13 protein-coding genes are annotated in these 16,860 nt (G+C 76.4%); 5 read left to right on the plus strand and 8 right to left on the minus strand.

Features of this window, described 5'->3' with window-relative positions; translation table 11 throughout:
- The first annotated feature begins 162 nt into the window (after positions 1–162).
- Positions 163–594 (plus strand): hypothetical protein, encoded by a 432-nt coding sequence (locus QK440_RS11775; RefSeq protein ID WP_282792997.1) that lies wholly within the window; start codon positions 163–165, stop codon positions 592–594.
- Here QK440_RS11775 and QK440_RS11780 read toward each other — a convergent pair.
- From QK440_RS11780 to QK440_RS11795, 4 genes are all read right to left on the minus strand, one after another.
- Entirely contained in the window at positions 532–2,688 is a 2,157-nt protein-coding gene (locus QK440_RS11780; RefSeq protein WP_282792998.1) for an NB-ARC domain-containing protein, read from the minus strand. The two genes, QK440_RS11775 and QK440_RS11780, sit on opposite strands and share 63 nt — an antisense overlap.
- Before the next feature lie 236 nt (positions 2,689–2,924).
- Entirely contained in the window at positions 2,925–4,184 is a 1,260-nt protein-coding gene (locus tag QK440_RS11785) for a DUF1266 domain-containing protein (protein ID WP_282792999.1), read from the minus strand.
- 218 nt (positions 4,185–4,402) lie between these two features.
- Positions 4,403–5,701: a cytochrome P450 gene (locus tag QK440_RS11790; RefSeq protein ID WP_282793000.1), complete on the minus strand. Its 1,299-nt coding sequence runs from the start codon at positions 5,699–5,701 to the stop codon at positions 4,403–4,405.
- The gene (locus tag QK440_RS11795) at positions 5,698–6,552 is read right to left on the minus strand and encodes an alpha/beta hydrolase (protein WP_282793001.1); all 855 of its coding nucleotides are present in this window, start codon (positions 6,550–6,552) and stop codon (positions 5,698–5,700) included. The genes QK440_RS11790 and QK440_RS11795 overlap by 4 nt, the downstream gene beginning before the upstream one ends.
- 594 nt (positions 6,553–7,146) lie before the next feature.
- Here QK440_RS11795 and phsA point away from each other — a divergent pair.
- Positions 7,147–9,057: an O-aminophenol oxidase PhsA gene (phsA, locus tag QK440_RS11800; protein WP_282793049.1), complete on the plus strand. Its 1,911-nt coding sequence runs from the start codon at positions 7,147–7,149 to the stop codon at positions 9,055–9,057.
- Between the two features lie 52 nt (positions 9,058–9,109).
- Here phsA and QK440_RS11805 read toward each other — a convergent pair whose 3' ends face one another.
- Positions 9,110–9,886, minus strand: coding sequence for a hypothetical protein (locus QK440_RS11805; RefSeq protein WP_282793050.1), 777 nt, complete (start codon positions 9,884–9,886; stop codon positions 9,110–9,112).
- A 104-nt stretch (positions 9,887–9,990) separates the two neighbouring features.
- Between QK440_RS11805 and QK440_RS11810 the strand changes: the two genes are divergently transcribed.
- Both QK440_RS11810 and QK440_RS11815 read left to right on the plus strand, forming a co-directional pair.
- Complete coding sequence (locus tag QK440_RS11810) at positions 9,991–10,860, plus strand: LysR family transcriptional regulator (RefSeq protein WP_282793002.1); 870 nt, start codon at positions 9,991–9,993, stop codon at positions 10,858–10,860.
- Between the two features lie 48 nt (positions 10,861–10,908).
- Positions 10,909–11,688 carry a PDZ domain-containing protein gene (locus tag QK440_RS11815; RefSeq protein ID WP_282793003.1) on the plus strand — a complete coding sequence of 260 codons (780 nt, stop codon included), beginning with the start codon at positions 10,909–10,911 and terminating at the stop codon, positions 11,686–11,688.
- Positions 11,689–11,893: 205 nt separating this feature from the next.
- Here the strand turns inward: QK440_RS11815 and QK440_RS11820 are convergent, their stop codons facing one another.
- Positions 11,894–12,439, minus strand: coding sequence for a hypothetical protein (locus tag QK440_RS11820; protein WP_282793004.1), 546 nt, complete (start codon positions 12,437–12,439; stop codon positions 11,894–11,896).
- A 269-nt stretch (positions 12,440–12,708) separates the two neighbouring features.
- On the opposite strand from QK440_RS11820, the gene QK440_RS11825 reads away from it, so the two are divergent.
- Positions 12,709–13,836, plus strand: coding sequence for an aminopeptidase P family protein (locus QK440_RS11825; RefSeq protein ID WP_282793005.1), 1,128 nt, complete (start codon positions 12,709–12,711; stop codon positions 13,834–13,836).
- 96 nt (positions 13,837–13,932) lie between these two features.
- Here the strand turns inward: QK440_RS11825 and QK440_RS11830 are convergent, their stop codons facing one another.
- Positions 13,933–14,910: an aldo/keto reductase gene (locus QK440_RS11830; protein ID WP_282793006.1), complete on the minus strand. Its 978-nt coding sequence runs from the start codon at positions 14,908–14,910 to the stop codon at positions 13,933–13,935.
- Positions 14,911–14,989: 79 nt separating this feature from the next.
- Positions 14,990–16,816, minus strand: a complete 1,827-nt coding sequence (gene treZ / locus QK440_RS11835) for a malto-oligosyltrehalose trehalohydrolase (RefSeq protein ID WP_282793007.1) — start codon at positions 16,814–16,816, stop codon at positions 14,990–14,992.
- Positions 16,817–16,860 lie beyond the last annotated feature (44 nt).

A 16,860-nucleotide genomic window follows, 5' to 3' on the forward strand; every position in this document is an offset into this window, starting at 1 on the left:
AGCGGCCCCCGCGCCGCCGGAAGCGGCCCCCGCGCCGCCGGGAGCGGCCCCCGCGCCACCGGATCCGTCCCCCACGCCGTCGAACGGGTCCGTGTCACGCTCCCGCATCCGCATCCGCATCCGCATCCGCATCCGCATCCGCCCGGGCATCGCCCCGGGTTCGTGGACGAGCACCTGCGGGTGGCGTTGCCCGCGCCCGCTGCCTGGGTGCGACTCGGTGACGTCCTGTGCGCGCGGTCGGCTCCCGCGTGCTGCACCGACGGGCCGTGCGCGCGGTCGGCCTCCGCCCGGCGCGCCGACGACCTCGCGGCCCGCTACCCGGGCGCCCTCGTCGTGGCCGTGCACCACGGCCGCCACTGCTGGGTGCGGCTCGGCCCGGCGGGCGGCGCCCTGTACCTGCGGGCCCGGCCGGGGCGCGCCGTGCCGCGGGCGCTCTGGCCGGCGTGGGCGTCGCTCGCGCACGCGTGGCTCGCCGCCGGGCTGCCGGTACGGGACCTGGCCGGGCCGACGCCGGGCCCGGGCCCGGTGGTGTCACTCCTCGGCCGGGGCCGGCAGGCGGTCCAGGTCCGCGCGCGCCCGGCCCGCGTCGGCTGAGTCCGTGCGGCCCGCCGCGCCGTACAGCTCCAGGGCCTCGCCGTAGCGCGCGCGGGCCAGGGCGGCGTCGCCGCGCACCTCCGCGAGCTCGGCGAGGGCGTGCAGGGCCCGCGCCGTCTCGTAGGCGGCGGACATGGCCCGCAGGTCGTCCAGGGCCGCCGTCAGCCGCTCCTCGGCGGGGTCGGCCTCTCCCCGGGCGAGGTGGGCGCGGCCGAGCACGATGGCCGCGCGCGCCGCGTTGTAGGTGTCACCGGACGCGCCCAGGACCGCGTGCGCGGCGGCCGCGTGGTCCGCCGCCTCGAGGGCGCGTCCCTGGCCGAGCGCCACGTCGGCGAGGTTGAGCCGGGCCAGGCCGCCCGCGCGGACGTCGCCGCACCGGGGCAGCTCCCGCGCCGCGCGGGTGAAGTACCGCGTGGCCTCGTCGGGGCGGCCGAGCCGCTGGTGGGCGAGGCCGCGGTAGTTGAGCGTGCGCGCGTGGCCGAGCGCGTTGCCGTCGGCCCGGAACTGGCGCGCCGCGCGCTCGAACATGGCGAGGGCCCGCTCCGGGTGGCCCGTGCCCAGCTCCCCGACGCCGCCGGAGGTCAGCATCCGGCACTGCGCCGCGGTGTCCCCGAGCTCCTCGGCGGCGGCGAGCCCCTCCTCGTGCGCGGCCCGCCACTGCTCGTAGAACTTGCGGCGCAGGAACAGCGGCCACAGCGCGTCGGCGAGCTGCCAGCTCACCGTCGGGAAGGCGGAGCGGGCCCGGCGGATCACCGCCATCGCGTTGGCCAGCTCGCGCTCCTGCCAGTCGAGCGCCGCCTCGGTGCCCGCCCCGAAGTCCTCGGTGACGACCGGCCCTTCGCCGTAGTCGCGGGCCATCGTGCGGTGCTGCGGGTCGACCACCTCCTCGGCGCGGGTCGCGGTGGCCAGGTAGTGGTCGGCGACGCGCCGCAGCGCGGCCGCGCGCTCCGGCTCCGGCTCGTCCCGCTCGGCCTTGTGGGCCGCGTGCAGGCGGACCAGGTCGTGGAAGCGGTGGCGGTCCTCGTCGGCGTCGGTCAGCAGGCTCGCCCGGTGCAGCAGGTCGAGCAGCGCGCGCGCCCGCGCGCGGGTCCCGCTCTCGGGGGACGACGGCTCGGCGAGCAGCGCGACCGCCACCCCGTCGCCGAACTCGGAGCCCGGGTGCAGTCCGAGCAGCCGGTAGAGCCGCGCGGCGTCCGGCGGCAGCTCCTGGTACGTCAGGTCCAGCGCGGCCCGTACGTTGTGGTCGCCGTCGATGGCCAGCTCCTCCAGACGGTCGTGCTCCTCGGCCAGGGCCCGCACCATCGTGGTGATGCCGCGCCGGGGCCGGGCCGCGAGCCGCGCCCCGGCCACGCGCACCGCGAGGGGCAGGCCCGCGCACAGCTCGACCAGCGCGCGGGCCTGTTCCGGCTGGGCCCGCACCCGGTCGTCGGCGAGGGTCTCGGCGAGGAGCTCGACGGCGTCGTCGACCCCGAGCGGCTCCAGGTGCAGCCAGTGGCAGCCGTCCACGCTCAGCCCCGGCAGCCGCCAGCGGCTGGTCACCGCGGTCACGCCGGGCCCGCCGGGCAGCAGTGGCCGCACCTGCGCCGCCGACGCGGCGTCGTCGAGCAGCACCACCAGGCGCCGCCCCGCGGTCAGCGAGCGGTACAGGGCGCTGCGCTCGGCGAACGTACGGGGCACCTGGGCGCCGGGGACCCCCAGGGCCCGCAGGAAGCGGCCCGTGACCTCGGCGGGGTCCGCGGGCCCGGCCGCCGACTGCGCGCCCAGGTCCGCGTACAACTGCCCGTCAGGACAGGGTTCGCGCAGCGTGTGCAGCCAGGCCAGCGCGAGGGCCGTCTTGCCGACGCCGCCGAGGCCGCTGACGGCGACGAGCGTACGGTCGCCCGCGCGGCCCGCCCGCACGCGCCGGCTCTCCAGGAGGCGCAGCTCGGCCGCGCGGTCCGTGATCCGGCCCGTCGGCGGCAACTGCCACGGCGGGTGCGGCCGGGGCGGCGGTGACTGGACGTGGATGCCGCCGTACACGGTCTGCGCCTGCACGGCCGGCCCGTGCACCGTGCCGCTCAGCTCGTTGTGGCCGCCGCGCTCCTGCCCCCACACCCGGACCCCCTCCGCCCGCGGGCGGCCCCTGCCTGGGACCGGCCCTGGAGACATGCTTTCCGTACAGGTGACCGATATCCGCGCGCGCGGCGCGCACCGCACGGAGGAGGCCGAAACACGGCCCCGCGGAAGGAGCGGGTCCGCACGGAGGGAGCGGGTCCGCACACACGCGGAACGGAAACCACCGGGGGAGCGGAAGCCGCCGACGGAACGGAGCCCTCAGCGGAACGGAGCCCTCAGCGGAACGGCACCGTCAGCCAGGGGCTGTCCGGGTCGGTCGTCAGGGCGCGGTGCGCCTGGAGGACCGTCGTGTACCAGCTCCCGAACTCCTCCTCGTCGAAGTGCAGGCAGCGGCCGAGGACGTAGCCCGCGGAGAACTCCTCCCAGGAGGCGTACGCCGCCCGCGCCTCGTGGGACGCCCGCTCCAGGGCCGACTCCAGCTCCGCGTGCGTGGCGTAGCGGGCGCCGCGGCCCCAGCGGGCCATCTTGGAGGCGCGCCCGATGTCCCAGGCCGCGACGGTGCGCACGTACCCGTCGGCGGGCAGCAACCCGTCGGCCCGGAAGCGGGCCTCGTACCGCAGGACCTTGCCGACCAGGGCGCGCAGCGCGGCCACGAACTGGTCGAGTTCCGGGTCGTCACCGGGGCGGTGCGGCGCGCCGGGCCCGCTCGTGGCCACGACGCGCTCCCGCAGGGCCGCCTCCACGCGCCGCCGCCACAGCTCCGGGTCGACGGGCCCGTGCTCGGCCCGGAGCGCGGCGCGGACGCCCAGGACGAAGTCCCAGTACCACGGGGACACTTCACGGTCCAGCAGCCGCTCCTGGACGTCGAGCCACTCCGCGCGGTCGCGGACGCCCCACCACTCCTCCAGGCGCGCCACCTCGTTGCTGTAGCCCGCGCCGTGCCAGTCGAGCGTGTTCCACGGGTCGCCGTTGGCGTAGCAGAGGTGGGCGCCGCAGGCCAGGCCGTGCAGGAGCGGGCCGGGCGCGGGGGCGCCGGTGCGGCGGGTCTCGATGCGGTCGCCGAGCCGCTCCTCGCGGTGGTGGTCGTCGTGCAGGTCGGCCCAGACCCGCCGCTCCTCCTCCGTGGTGAGGTAGTACTGCTCGCACGGCGTCTGGGTGTTGACGACCAGGACGTCCACGTCGTCCGGCCAGGAGCGGGCGAGGGTGCCCAGGGTCACGTACTCGTAGACGAGGTCGGGGTGCGGGCGCGGCAGGAAACCGGCGGTGTAGACCTGTGCGACCCGGCGGCCGTCGGGCACCTCGACGCTGAACAGCGGCGGCGCGTCGGGCTGCGCGGCCAGGTCGGTGAGCAGGACCGGCCGGTAGACGCCCGCGACGGCGAGCGCCCGCAGGTACGTGTAGCCGTCGTCGGCCCGGACGAGCTCGTACAGGTGCTCCTCCAGGTCGGCGGGGGCCTGCCAGGGGACACCGTCCTCCGGCTCCGGCACGATCGGGAACACGTCGTCGTGGTACTCGTCTTCGGCTGCCGCGTACATGCCCGGCTCGCTCTCGCTTCCGTGGTCGGGGTGCTCGTCGTATGCGCTGATCTGCCGTACGCGACGTTCTGCCGTACGTGCTGATCTGCCGTACGTGAGGACCTGTCGTACGTGATGATCTTTCCCGGGCACCGTATCCCGGCGGGTCCGGCCTGCCGACGGGGCCGGCCTGCCGACGGGCCCGGCGCCCCGCGCGGTCCGGCCGGCTCGCGCCGCGGTCAGTCCGTGAGCGTCAGGCGCAGCGACGTGAGGCCGTTGATGAAGTGCGAGACCAGGCGGCGGGGCGGCGCGGCGGGCCCGAGCACGGGCGTGGCGGCGAGCGTCTCCTCGTACAGGACGGTGAGTTGCAGGCGCGCGAAGTGCGCGCCCAGGCAGACGTGCGGGCCGTCGCCGAACGCCACGTGCGGGTTGGGCGCGCGGGTCAGGTCGAGGCGGTCCGGGTCGGCGAAGGCGTGCTCGTCGCGGTGGGCCGCCGCGTGGAAGACGACCACCTTGTCGCCGCGCCGGATGCGCCGCCCGGCGAGCTCGGTGTCGCGGGCCGCCGTGCGCCGGAAGCTCAGCACCGGCGGGTGCCAGCGCAGCAGCTCCTCCACCGCCCCGGCCATCGGGGCGGCGCCCGTGCGCAGGCGGTGCTGCTCGCCCGGGTGCGCGGCGAGCGCGAGCAGGCCGCCGGGGGCCGCGGCGCGCACGGTGTCGTTGCCCGCGACCGTCAGCAGGAAGAAGCACATCTCCAGCTCGGGCACGGCCACTCCGGGCGTCGTGGCGAGCGTGGTGAGGACGTCGTCGCCGGGGTGGCGCCGCTTGTGCGCGGCCAGGTCGGCGGCGTACGCGAACATGTCGCGGAGCAGGGCGGGGGAGCGCGGGTTCACCGGCCGCCCGTCCGGGCCGCGGACCGGTTCGCCCGCCTCGTCCGGGTCCTGGTAGCCGATGACGCGCCGCGTCCAGTCCAGGAGCAGGCCACGGTCGGACGGGGGGACGCCGAGCAGGTCCGCGAGGTTGAGGACCGCGTAGTCGTCGGTGACCGCGCGCACGACGTCACAGGTGCCGTCCCCGGCGCGGGCCTCCGCGACGGCGCGCGCGAGCAGGGTGCGCGCCCGCCGCCGCGTCGGCGCCGCGAACCGGGCCACGCGGCGCGGCGTGAACGCCCGGCTGACCAGGCGCCGCAGCCTGCCGTGCGCGGGCGGGTCCTGGTTGAGCATCATGCGGCGGATGAACGGCAGGTCGTCCGGGTCCGGGTCGCGGATCTGCGTGGCCCCCAGGCACGAGGAGTACGCCGTCGCGTCCTTGAGGACCGCCGTGACGTCCGCGTGCCGCGTCACCGCCCAGAAGCCGGGCCCCGCGGGCCAGCCGAGCACCGGCGGCTCCTCCTGCCAGGCCACCGGGTGGTGGTCGCGCAGCACGCGGTAGCGGTCGTAGGGCACGGCACGGGCGTACAGGCGCGGGTCGAAGACGTCCGGGACCCCGTCCGGGGCACCGGGGTGCTCGGGCGTGGCGGCGACCGGTGGACCCTGGGTCACGCGGCGCCGCCCGTTCCGGGTGCTGCGGTGCCCGGACGTCCAGTCCCCGTCTCCGGGCCGCCGGTCCCCGTCTCCGGGGTGCCGTCGTCCGCCCGGAGGAAGTCCTCGACGGCGCGGATCAGCTCCAGGGGCCGCTCGTCCATGGCGTAGTGCCCGGCGCCCGGCAGCTCCACCAGCTCGCCGTGCGGGAAGGCGCGCAGCCACGTCCGCCGCATCACCTCCGCCGGGAGCGCCGGATCGAGGGCGCCGGTCACGGCGAGCGCCGGCACCGGCGACCCCGCCACGCGGGCCTGGAAGTCGTGGTCCGCCCAGCCGTCCAGCCAGGCGCGGAACGCCCTGGCGTCGCTGCACGCGAAGGACCGGTCCACCATGCGGCGCAGCCACGCCGCCGGGCGCCCGCCGCCCGTCGTCAGGTCGATGATCGTGCGGCGGCTGTCCGCCGACTGCCCGGCCGACGCGAACAGCTCCCGCTGCCCGGGCGGCATCGGCACGCCCGAGGCGGGCACCGGCGAGATCCCGGCGATCCTGCGCACCCGGTCCGGCGCGTCGGCCGCCACGTGCTGCGCCACCCCGCCGCCCAGCGAGTGCCCGACGACCGAGAACCGCCGCCAGCCGAGGCGGTCCGCGAGCGCCAGCACGTCGGCGGCCGCCTCCGCCGTCGTGTACGTCCCGGGGACGTGCCGCGCCTCGCCGTACCCGCGCAGGTCCACCACGGCGTACTGGAAGGCGCCGGTGTCCAGGTCGGCGCGGACCGGCGCGTACGCCGACCGGTCCGCGAACCAGCCGTGCACGGCGACGACTTTGTGCGGGCCCTCGCCCACCAGGTCGTGCGGCAGCGTGAAGGAGGTCACGACGGCCACCATGACCGCGCACCGGGGACCGCGCAAGGGTGCGGGCGTGCGCCCCCGGGGCACCGGGTGCCCGAACTCTCCCTCCACCCGGCCAAGTTGCCCGTCCGGCTGCGGACGGTGGGTCACGGTGGCCAGAATGTGACGCATGGCCGTCCGCCGCCCGAGCTGCCCGTCGGGCGAGGAACCGGTCGCCGGGGCCACTGGCTGAATTCCGCCCATGGGCCCGGGGCCTCCGGCGCCGGACCGGCCTGAACCGCAGCAGGCTGCCGGACGGCGGCAGCCTGCTGTGCGTCGCCGCCTCGCCCCGGCGCCCGGGGAACGCACCGGGGGGGCACTCCAGTTCCGCGGCCCGGCTGCCAGTTCGGGCGCCGCGTGCCGAACGGCCGTCCGCGCACACGGCCGTCCGCGCACACGGCCGTCCGCGCAAGGGGTGCGACCTCGGGAAACGGCGGGGGGGACTGCGGAGGGTCCGCACCCATTTTTCCGGAATGGGGGATTCATGGAACTTTCGTGGTGTGCCGGGAGTCCCATGAAGTGAACGCCGAACCACGGCTGGACACGGGGGTGTTCCACTTGACCGACATCGACCTCGGCTTGGACGTACCGTTCGACACCGATGAGGACGGCCTGACCACGGGGGGCGCGGACGGCCGCGAGCTCGTTCCGTACGTGGCGCCGCTGACCGTTCCGCCCGTCCTGCGCCCGGCGGGCGGTGACGTCCGCGAGGAGACGGAGATCGCGGTCCGCCCGGCCTGGGTGCGCCTGCACCCGCAGCTGCCACCCACGCTCATGTGGGGGTACGACGGCTGCGTGCCGGGCCCCACCATCGAGGTGCGGCGCGGCGAGCGCTTCCGCATCGCCTGGACCAACCGCGTCCCCAAGGAGAGCGAGTTCCCCGTCACGGCCGTGGAGGTGCAGCGCACGGGCCCGCCGCCCTCCACCGTCCCGGGCCGCGAGGGCGTCGAGCCCAACAAGGACGTGGCCGCGCTCCCCGCCTGGACCGTCACGCACGTCCACGGCGCCCAGACCGGCGGCGGCAACGACGGCTGGGCGGACAACGCCGTGGGCTTCGGCGACGCCCAGCTCTCCGAGTACCCGAACGACCACCAGGCGGTGCAGTGGTGGTACCACGACCACGCCATGAACATCACCAGGTGGAACGTGTACGCGGGCCTGTACGGCACCTACCTGGTCCGCGACGACGAGGAGGACGCGCTCCAACTGCCTTCCGGCAAGCGGGAGATCCCCCTCCTCATCGCCGACCGCAACCTGGACACGGACGAGGACGGCCGCCTGACCGGCCGCCTCCTGCACAAGACCACGATCGTCGACCCGAAGAACGCGGAGACCGGCAAGCCGGTCTCCCTGCCCTTCACCGGCCCGTACACCACGGTCAACGGCCGCATCTGGCCGTACGCGGAGGTGGCCCCGGGGTGGTACCGCTTCCGCCTGGTCAACGCGTCGAACGCCCGGACGTACGAGCTCGTCCTCATCGACGAGGACGGCGCCCCGGTGCCCGGCGTCGTCCACCAGATCGGCAGCGACGGCGGCCTGCTGCCGCGCCCGGTGCCGATCGACTTCGGCGCCACCGAAGGGTCCCTGCCCACGCTCACCGTCGCCTCCGCCGAGCGCTTCGACCTCCTCGTCGACTTCCGCAGGCTCGCCGGCAAGCGGCTCCGCCTGGTCAACAAGGGGCCGAACGCGGCGCCGGGCGTCCCGGACCAGGCCGGTGACGTGCCCTACCCGCACGTCATGGAGTTCCGGGTGGGCCGCGGCGGCGGCGCCCCGGAGACCTTCCGGCTGCCCGAGGTCCTCTCCGGCTCCTTCCGCCCGATCGGGCACGGCGTCCCGCACGGCCACCGCCTGGTCGTGCTGACGCCGCCCGCCACGAAGGGCGGCGGCGGCCACCCGGAGATGTGGGAGATGGTCGAGGACAAGAACCCCGGGAACATCCCGTTCCCCACCGACGGCGTCATCCAGCTCCGCGGCCCCGACGGCGTGGTGAAGACCTACCGCAGGATCGCCCGCACGTTCAACGACGGCCTCGGCTTCACCATCGCGGAAGGCGCCTACGAGCAGTGGAGCTTCCTGAACCTCGCGGTGCGCCCGAACGTCACCCACCCCATGCACATCCACCTGGCCGACTTCCAGCTCCTCGGCCGCGACACCTACGACGCCTCGGGCTTCGACACGGACGCCGGCGGCACGCGGACGCCGATCACGTACGACCCCGGCAAGCCCGTTCCGCTCGCTCCCAACGAGCGGGGCTGGAAGGACGTGTTCCGGGTGCCCGGGGGCCAGATGCTCCGCGTCATCGGCAAGTTCGACGGGGCGTACGGCCGCTTCATGTACCACTGCCACCTCCTCGAACACGAGGACATGGGCATGATGCGGCCCTTCGTGGTGATGCCCAAGGAGGCCCTGAAGTTCGACCACGGGGGTCATGGGGGTCATGGGGGTCACGGAGGGCACGGCGGGCACGAGGGTGGTCACGGGGGCCACTGAGGTCCCTGCCGCTTCCCGGAATCCCCGCCCGCTCCCACCGGGGCGGGGCCCGTCAGGCGGTGGCCACCCGGGCCGCCGCCCGCTCCACCGCGGCCCGCGCCAGCGCCCGTACGAAGGGGTGCGGCCGCCCCTCGTCCCCGCTCAACTCGGGCTGGAACAGCGTCGCCAGGAAGAAGGGGTGCCCCGGCAGCTCGACCACCCGCGCCTGCCCCGCCTCGTCCGTCCCCGAGAAGCGCAACCCGTGCCTCCGCAGCGTCTCGAGGTGCGCCGGGTCGCCCGGACCGTACGAGCAGTGGTACCGCTCCACCGTCCGGCCGGACCCGAGGACCGCTTCCGCGAGCGACCCGGGGGCGAGCGTCACCACCCCTTCGTGCCCGACGAGCGAGCAGGCGAGCGGCGCGATGAGCAGGTCCTCGGCGCCGGGGTCGTTCTCGGCGTGCGCGACGTCCGGCAGGCCGCACACGTGCCGCGCGTACTCCAGGAGGGTGTGCTGGAACCCGCCGCAGGTGCCGAGGAACGGGACGCCCTCCTCGCGCGCGGTGCGGATCGCGGCGAGCGCGCCCGCCTCGCTCCGGTACGGGCTGCCCGGCAGCGCCCACACCGCGTCGAAGCCGCGTACGGCCCCGGGCTCGGCGGCGGCGTCCTCGGTGGGGATCCAGTACGCGTCCAGGACCAGCCCGTCCCGGGCGGCCAGCGCCTCCAGGAGGACGGGGACGCGGCGGTGCGCGGTGACGTTCGGGGAGCGGTCCCCCACGAGGGCGACCCGGGCGGCCTGAGCGGCCCGGGCGGCCCGCGCCGGCGTGGAGGGGACGGAAGTCGTCGCGTTCATGTCGGTCATGCCGATCATCCTCGGGGCGCTCCCGCTTCACGTCCAACGATGATCGCTGCACCCCCGATAAGCACCGCTGATGACGCCCGCGCGATGCTGACCCCATGGACCCGCACCTCCTGCGCACGTACGTCACCGTGGCCCGCCTGGCCTCCTTCTCCGCCGCCGCGCGTGCCCTCGGCTACACCCAGTCCGCGGTCTCCCAGCAGGTCGCCGCCCTCGAACAGGACCTCGGGGCGCCGCTTTTGACCCGCCGTCCGGTCGCGCCCACGCGGGCGGGCGAGCGACTCCTGGAACACGCGGGTCCGCTGCTGCTGCGGCTCCAGGCGGCCCGCGCCGACATCGCCGCCCTCGTGGGCGCACCGGACGGAGGCCTCACCCTGGCCGCCGCCCCGACCGCCCTGACGCCCCGGGTGCTGCGCGCGCTGCCGCCGACGGGCGTCACCCTGCGGGTGCTGCCGCGCGCCGACGTGCCCGAGGCCGTCGCCACGGGAGCCGCGGACCTGGGGCTCGTCGACGGCCTCGCCGCGCCGAACGACCCGCTGCGCCTCGCCGACGTCGCCCCGCTCACCGCCCGGGGCGCGGGCCAGGAACCGGTGTGCGTCCTGCTGCCCGCCGCCCACCCGCTGGCCCACCGCGCCGGACTGCGCCTCGCCGACCTCGCCGACGCCCGCTGGCTCGACGCGCCCGGCGCCGGCCTGCCCCTCGACCACCTGCGCACCGCGACCGGCTCCACGGGCTTCCGCCCGGCCCTGCGCTACGAGGGCACGGACCTCCAGGCCCTCACCGCCCTCGCGGCGGCCGGGCACGGGCTCGCCCTGGTGCCCCGCTCGGCGGTGCGCGACACCGGCGGCCTCGCCGCCGTGCCGCTCACCGCGCCCCGCGTCGTGCACCGCACCGAGCTGCTGTACGCCGGTGCCCCGCGCGGGGCCGCCGCCGACTTCGCCGCACGCGTGGACGTCACCCGTTCGTGAATCGTGGCGCGGTGTCACGCCGGGTAGGGCTGTGGCCGGAGGCGAGCCATGGAACAGACCGCGTTGCGTCCGAAGCCCATGCCGGGACACGAGTCCGGCTCCGGCAGGACATCCACCCAGGAGCCCCGTCCGCCTGCCGCGCGCCGCCGCGGCAAGCGGTTCACCACGCTCCTCCTCGGCCTGCTGTGCGCCCTGGTGCTGCTGCTCACGGGCGTCGGCCTCGGCACCGTGGGCGCCACGGTCATCAGCATGAGCAAGCTCGCGGAGATGCAGAAGCAGGCCGCGGGGTCCGGCACGGCTCCGGGACCGCAGGGGCTGGGGCCGGGCGGAGCGGCGCCCGACGGCCGGACCCCGCCGGGCAGGGCGCCGACCCCGGGCGCCCGCACCGGCGCGGGCACCACCAACGGCCCCTCCACCGAGGGAACGGCCACCACCGACGGACGTACCACCACCGGCGGACGTACCACCACCGGCGGCAGGACCACGGCCAAGACCCCGCCCAAGGCCCCGTCCCGCCCGCAGCCGTACCCGCGGCACCGCACCGCCCCCGCCCCGGGCACCCGGGTCACCCTCGGCGTGGACGCCGTCGACGCCCCCGCAGGCAGCGGCGCGCTGCTCGTCGGCGTGCGCGAGCCGGGGCCCGGCCACGCGGCCGGACTGGCCCGCCGCGACGTCGTCGTCGCGTTCGGCGGCGCCCGGGTGCGCACGGCCGCCGAGCTCGCCCGGGAGGTGGCAGCGGCACACCCGGGCAGGAACGTCACTCTGGAGGTCCGTCAGGCGGCGGGCGGCCGCCGCACGGTGACGGTGTCGCCCGGCGTCACCACCTGACGCGCGGCGCGCCGGACGACCCACCGGGCCCTCGGACCACCCGGGCCGGGCCACCCGCTCAGGCCGCCCGGCTCGGACCACCCGGCTCAAACCACCCGGAAGTGCGTCGTCAGCCGCCGCTCGTCGTCCAGGACGTGACAGCCCGCCCGCGCGCGCCGGGGGAGCCCGCGCGGCGGCACGCGACCGCGGCGGCAGGCCCCGGTCCTCAGCCGGAGAGCTCGGCCCGCCAGTCCCGCGGCCACTGCCCCGACGGCGGCGGAGGCCCCCCGATGCCCAGGTCGCGCCGTGCGGACTCGTAGAAGGCGTCACGCGCGGCGCTGGCGAGGCGATGGGCCCCGGCCCAGCTCTCCGCGTCCACCGGGCCCTCCCGGACGAGCAGCTCTATGGACCAGATCGTCTCGTGCCAGCGCCGCGCCGCCGCGATCGTCGCCGCGTCCCCGACGAGCAGGACCGACTCCCACTCCGTCGCCCGGCGGGACTCCGCCTCGGCGAGCAGCGGCAGCCCCTCCGCCGGCGGCAACGGGTCGACCACGTGCGCGCACCCCAGGGCGGCGCCAATCCGCTGGGCGATCCGTAGCTGGGCCTTGAGGGCGTTGGCGTAACTCCCGTACGTCTCGAAGCGCTTCTCGTCCCACCGCTCGGTCCGCTGCCGCTCCCACCGCCGGCGCTCGGTCAGGCTCTGCGCGGCGTACGAGCCGACCGACCCGATCACGACGCCTATCAGGGCAGGCAGTTGGTCCCAGAGCGCCACGGTCCCCCCGTCCGCGGGCCCGTCCGGACCCGCCCGTCCCGGCCGGGTCCGCCGTCCGGTCCCGTCCCGTCCGGCCCGCCCGTCCCGCCGGTGCCCCGGCGCCGCGTGCCCTCGCTCCGCGGTCGGGAACCCCTACCCACCGCGCGCCGCGGCGTACCCCCGCGCGCGTCGCGGCGCGTTACACGCTCGCGCACGCCGGGCCGTCCGGGCAGGATGCTGGGGGAAGATCCCACGGCGGCCGACCGGCCGCACACCGCCAAGGAGGCCCGATGACCACGGCCACGCCCGTGCCCTTCACCGCCGACGACTACCGCGCCCGGATGGACCGCGCCGCACGCGCCGCGGCCGACGCGGGCCTCGCGGGCGTCCTCGTCGCGCCGGGCCCCGACCTGGTGTGGCTGACCGGCTACCGCGTGCCCGCCGAGACCGAGCGGCTCACCCTGCTCGTGCTCGTCCCCGGGCAGGACCCCGTGCTCGTGGTGCCCACCCTGGAGGCACCCGACGCCGAGCGCGCCACTGGCGCCCCCGCGCTCACCCTGCGCGACTGGACCGACGGCGTCGACCCGTACGCCGTGACCGCCCCGCTGCTCTCCGGCAGCGGCCGCTTCGGCGTGAGCGACAACGCCTGGGCGATGCACCTGCTGGGCATCCAGCGGCAGCTCCCCGACAGCTCGTACGTCGCGCTCACCGAGGCGCTGCCGATGCTGCGGGCCGTCAAGGACCAGGCGGAGCTGGAGCGCCTGGCCGCCGCCGGGGCCGCGGCCGACGCGGTGTACGAGGAGATCCGGAAGGTGGCGTTCGCGGGCCGCAGGGAGACCGACGTGGCCGGCGACCTCGCCGACCTGCTGCGCCAATTCGGGCACGAGCAGGTCGACTTCACCGTCGTCGGCTCCGGGCCGAACGGCGCAAGCCCGCACCACGAGGCCGGCGACCGCGTCATCGAGGACGGCGACATGGTGGTCCTGGACTTCGGCGGCCTCAAGGACGGCTACGGCTCCGACACCTCGCGCACCGTGCACGTCGGCGAGCCGACGGACGAGGAGCGGCGCGTCCACGACATCGTGCGCGAGGCCCAGGACGCCGCGTGCCGCGCGGTGCGCCCCGGCATCGCCTGCCAGGAGGTGGACCGCGTGGCCCGCGCCGTCATCACCGAAGCCGGGTACGGCGAGTACTTCATCCACCGCACCGGGCACGGCATCGGCGTCACCACCCACGAGCCGCCGTACATGATCGAGGGCGAGGAGCAGCCGCTCGTGCCCGGCATGTGCTTCTCCGTGGAGCCCGGCATCTACCTGCCCGGCCGCTTCGGCGTGCGCATCGAGGACATCGTCACGGTCACCGAGGACGGCGGCCGCCGTCTGAACACCACCCCGCGGGAGATGGCGATCGTGCACTGACGCACCACGCCGCGCAGGAGCGGGCGAGCGGGGCGAGCGCGCCGCCCCGCCGCCCGGCCAGGACCCGCCGCAACGCCCGGCTCGGCGCCCCGCGGCTCAGTCCCCCGCGAAGTGCGACAGCACGTCGTAGGGCGGCGGCAGCGGGCGGTCGCTCGCCTCGTCCAGGCGGCGCACCTGGTCCGCGGTCAGCTCCCAGCCGACCGCGCCGAGGTTGTCGGTGAGCTGCTCCACGGAGCGCGCGCCGACGATCGGCGCGGTCACGCCCGGCCGCTGGAGCAGCCACCGCAGCGAGACCTGCGCGGGCGTGCGCCCGGTCTCCCCGGCGACGGCCAGGACGGCGTCGACCACCCGCCACGTCTCCTCGGTGGCCCGGTCGTCCCAGAACCCGCTGCCGCGCGCGCCCTCCGGCGCGGCGGTGCCCCGGCGGTACTTCCCGGACAGCCACCCGGCGTGCAGCGGGCTGTACGGGATGACGCCGACGCCCTCCGACCGGCACAGCGGCAGCAGTTCCCACTCGGCCTCGCGGGCCAGCAGGTTGTAGATCGGCTGGAGGCACACGTACGGCTCCCAGCCGCGCGCGGCCGCCACGTCCAGGGCCTTCTGGAGCTGCCCGGGGCTGTGGTTGCTCGTGCCCACGTAGCGCACCTTGCCCGACGTCACCAGGGTGTCGAGCGTGGACAGCGTCTCCTCGAGCGGCGTGTGCGCGTCCCACACGTGCGTCTGGTAGAGGTCCACGTAGTCCGTGCCCAGGCGGCGCAGGCTCGCCTCCACCGCCGACAGGACGTGCTTGCGGCTCAGGCCGCGCGCGTTCGGCCCCTCGCCCATCGGCAGGAACACCTTGGTCGCGATCACCAGGTCGTCCCGTACGCGGCCCTTGAGCCAGCGGCCGAGCACCTCCTCCGAGACCCCCTGCCCGTACACGTCGGCGGTGTCGACGAACGTGCCGCCCGCCTCCGTGAACGCGTCCAGCATCGCGTGCGCCACCCGCTCGTCCGCGCCGCCGCCGAACATCATGGCGCCGAAGCACAGTTCACTGACCCGGAGCCCCGTGCTCCCCAGTCGCCGCTGTTCCATGACGTGCCCTCCTCGATGTCGCCCCCAGGCTATGCGGCACCACCGACACCGCCCACGGGGCGCCGGGCGCGGGCCCGAATCACTCCGCGGCGAGCACTGCGCACGACTCCGCGGGCAGCCGCAGCAGCCCGTCCCCGCCGGGCGCCTCGACGGGCTCCCACGCGGCCAGCACGCGGGCGCGGCGCGCGCCCAGGGGGACCTCCGCGGCCCGCCCGGAGAGGTTCACCACGACGCGCAGGTCCCCGCGGCGCACGGCGAACCACCGCGCCCGCGCGTCGTACGCCACCCGCACCGCCGCCAGGTCCGGGTCGGTGAGGTCCGCCCGCGCCCGGCGCAGCGCGATCAGCTCGCGGTACCAGGCGAGCACGCGCGCGTGGTGGCCCTTCTCCCGCTCGGCCCAGTCCAGGCAGGAGCGCTCCCGGGTCGCCGGGTCCTGCGGGTCCGGGATCTCCTCCTCCGCCCAGCCGTGGGCCGCGAACTCCCGCCGCCGCCCCTGCCGCACGGCCTCCGCGAGACCGGCGTCGGTGTGGTCGGTGAAGAACTGCCAGGGCGTGCTCGCCGCCCACTCCTCGCCCATGAACAGCATCGGCGTGAACGGCCCGGTGAGCGTGAGCGCGGCCGCGCACGCCAGCAGACCGGGGGAGAGGGACGCGGACAGGCGGTCCCCCAGCGCGCGGTTGCCGACCTGGTCGTGCGTCTGCGCGTAGCCGAGCAGCCGGTACGCGGGCGTACGGGCCCGGTCCAGGGGGCGGCCGTGGGCGCGGCCCCGGAAGCTGGAGTACGTGCCGTCGTGGAAGTAGCCGCGCGTCAGCGTCTTCTCCAGGGCGGCGAACGGGTCCCGGGCGAAGTCCGCGTAGTAGCCCTGCGACTCGCCGGTGAGCGCGGTGTGCAGCGCGTGGTGGAAGTCGTCGTTCCACTGCGCGTGCAGGCCGAAGCCGCCGCCCGCGCGCGGGGTGACGAGGCGCGGGTCGTTCAGGTCCGACTCGGCGATGAGCCCGAGCGGTCTGCCGAGCTCGCCGGCGAGAGCGTCGACGGCCGTGGCGAGCTCCTCCAGGAAGTGCAGCGCCCGCGTGTCGCACAGGGCGTGCACGGCGTCCAGGCGCAGCCCGTCGAGGCCGTAGTCGCGCAGCCAGGCGAGCGCGCCGCCGATCAGGTAGGCGCGCACCTCGTCCGAGCCGGGCGCGTCCAGGTTCACGGCGGATCCCCACGGGGTGTGGTGCGTGTCCGTGAAGTACGGCCCGAAGGCGGGCAGATGGTTCCCCGACGGGCCCAGGTGGTTGTGCACCACGTCCAGGACGACGCCGAGCCCCAGGGCGTGCGCGGCGTCGACGAACCGCTTCAGCGCCTCGGGCCCGCCGTACGGCTCGTGCACCGCCCACAGCGACACGCCCTCGTAGCCCCAGCCGTGCCGCCCCGGGAAGGGGCACAGCGGCATCAGCTCGACGTGCGTGACGCCCAGGTCCGCGAGGTGGTCCAGGCGCCCGGCCGCGGCGTCCAGGGTGCCCTCCGGCGTGTACGTGCCCACGTGCAGCTCGTACAGGACCGCGTCCCGCAGGCTCCGGCCGGCCCACGGCGCCTGCCACGCGAACCGCTCGTGCTCGACCACCGCGCTCAGGCCGTCGGGCCCGTCCGGCTGCCGCGCCGAGCGCGGGTCGGGCAGCACGGGGCCGCCGTCGAGCGCGAAGCCGTACCGGGTGCCGTCCCGCCCCGCCGCTTCCCCGGTCCACCAGCCGGGCCGCTCCGGGTCGGCGGCCAGCACGTGCGTGCGGCCCTGCCCGCCCGCGGCGCCACCCGCTCCCAGGGGGGCCGAAGCCCCCGACGCGCATACTGTGTCCGCCGCGTCCGCTGTGTCCTGCACGAACAGCTCGACCCGCTCCGCACGCGGTGCCCACACCTCGAACTTCACTGGACGCCCTCTCGTCGGCCGCCGTCCGGCCCCTGTGTCGTCTG

It is taken from the genome of Streptomyces sp. CC224B, from assembly GCF_030010595.1.
Classification (GTDB): Bacteria; Actinomycetota; Actinomycetes; order Streptomycetales; family Streptomycetaceae; genus Streptomyces; species Streptomyces longispororuber.

What these genes read in the sequence shown, in the direction of transcription:
- QK440_RS11815 (WP_282793003.1), top strand. Translation starts at nt 10,909, where the DNA reads ATGGAACAGACCGCGTTGCGTCCGAAGCCCATGCCGGGACACGAGTCC.
- QK440_RS11785 (WP_282792999.1), bottom strand. Translation starts at nt 4,184, where the DNA reads ATGTACGCGGCAGCCGAAGACGAGTACCACGACGACGTGTTCCCGATC.
- QK440_RS11830 (WP_282793006.1), bottom strand. Translation starts at nt 14,910, where the DNA reads ATGGAACAGCGGCGACTGGGGAGCACGGGGCTCCGGGTCAGTGAACTG.
- QK440_RS11810 (WP_282793002.1), top strand. Translation starts at nt 9,991, where the DNA reads ATGGACCCGCACCTCCTGCGCACGTACGTCACCGTGGCCCGCCTGGCC.
- QK440_RS11805 (WP_282793050.1), bottom strand. Translation starts at nt 9,886, where the DNA reads ATGAACGCGACGACTTCCGTCCCCTCCACGCCGGCGCGGGCCGCCCGG.
- QK440_RS11825 (WP_282793005.1), top strand. Translation starts at nt 12,709, where the DNA reads ATGACCACGGCCACGCCCGTGCCCTTCACCGCCGACGACTACCGCGCC.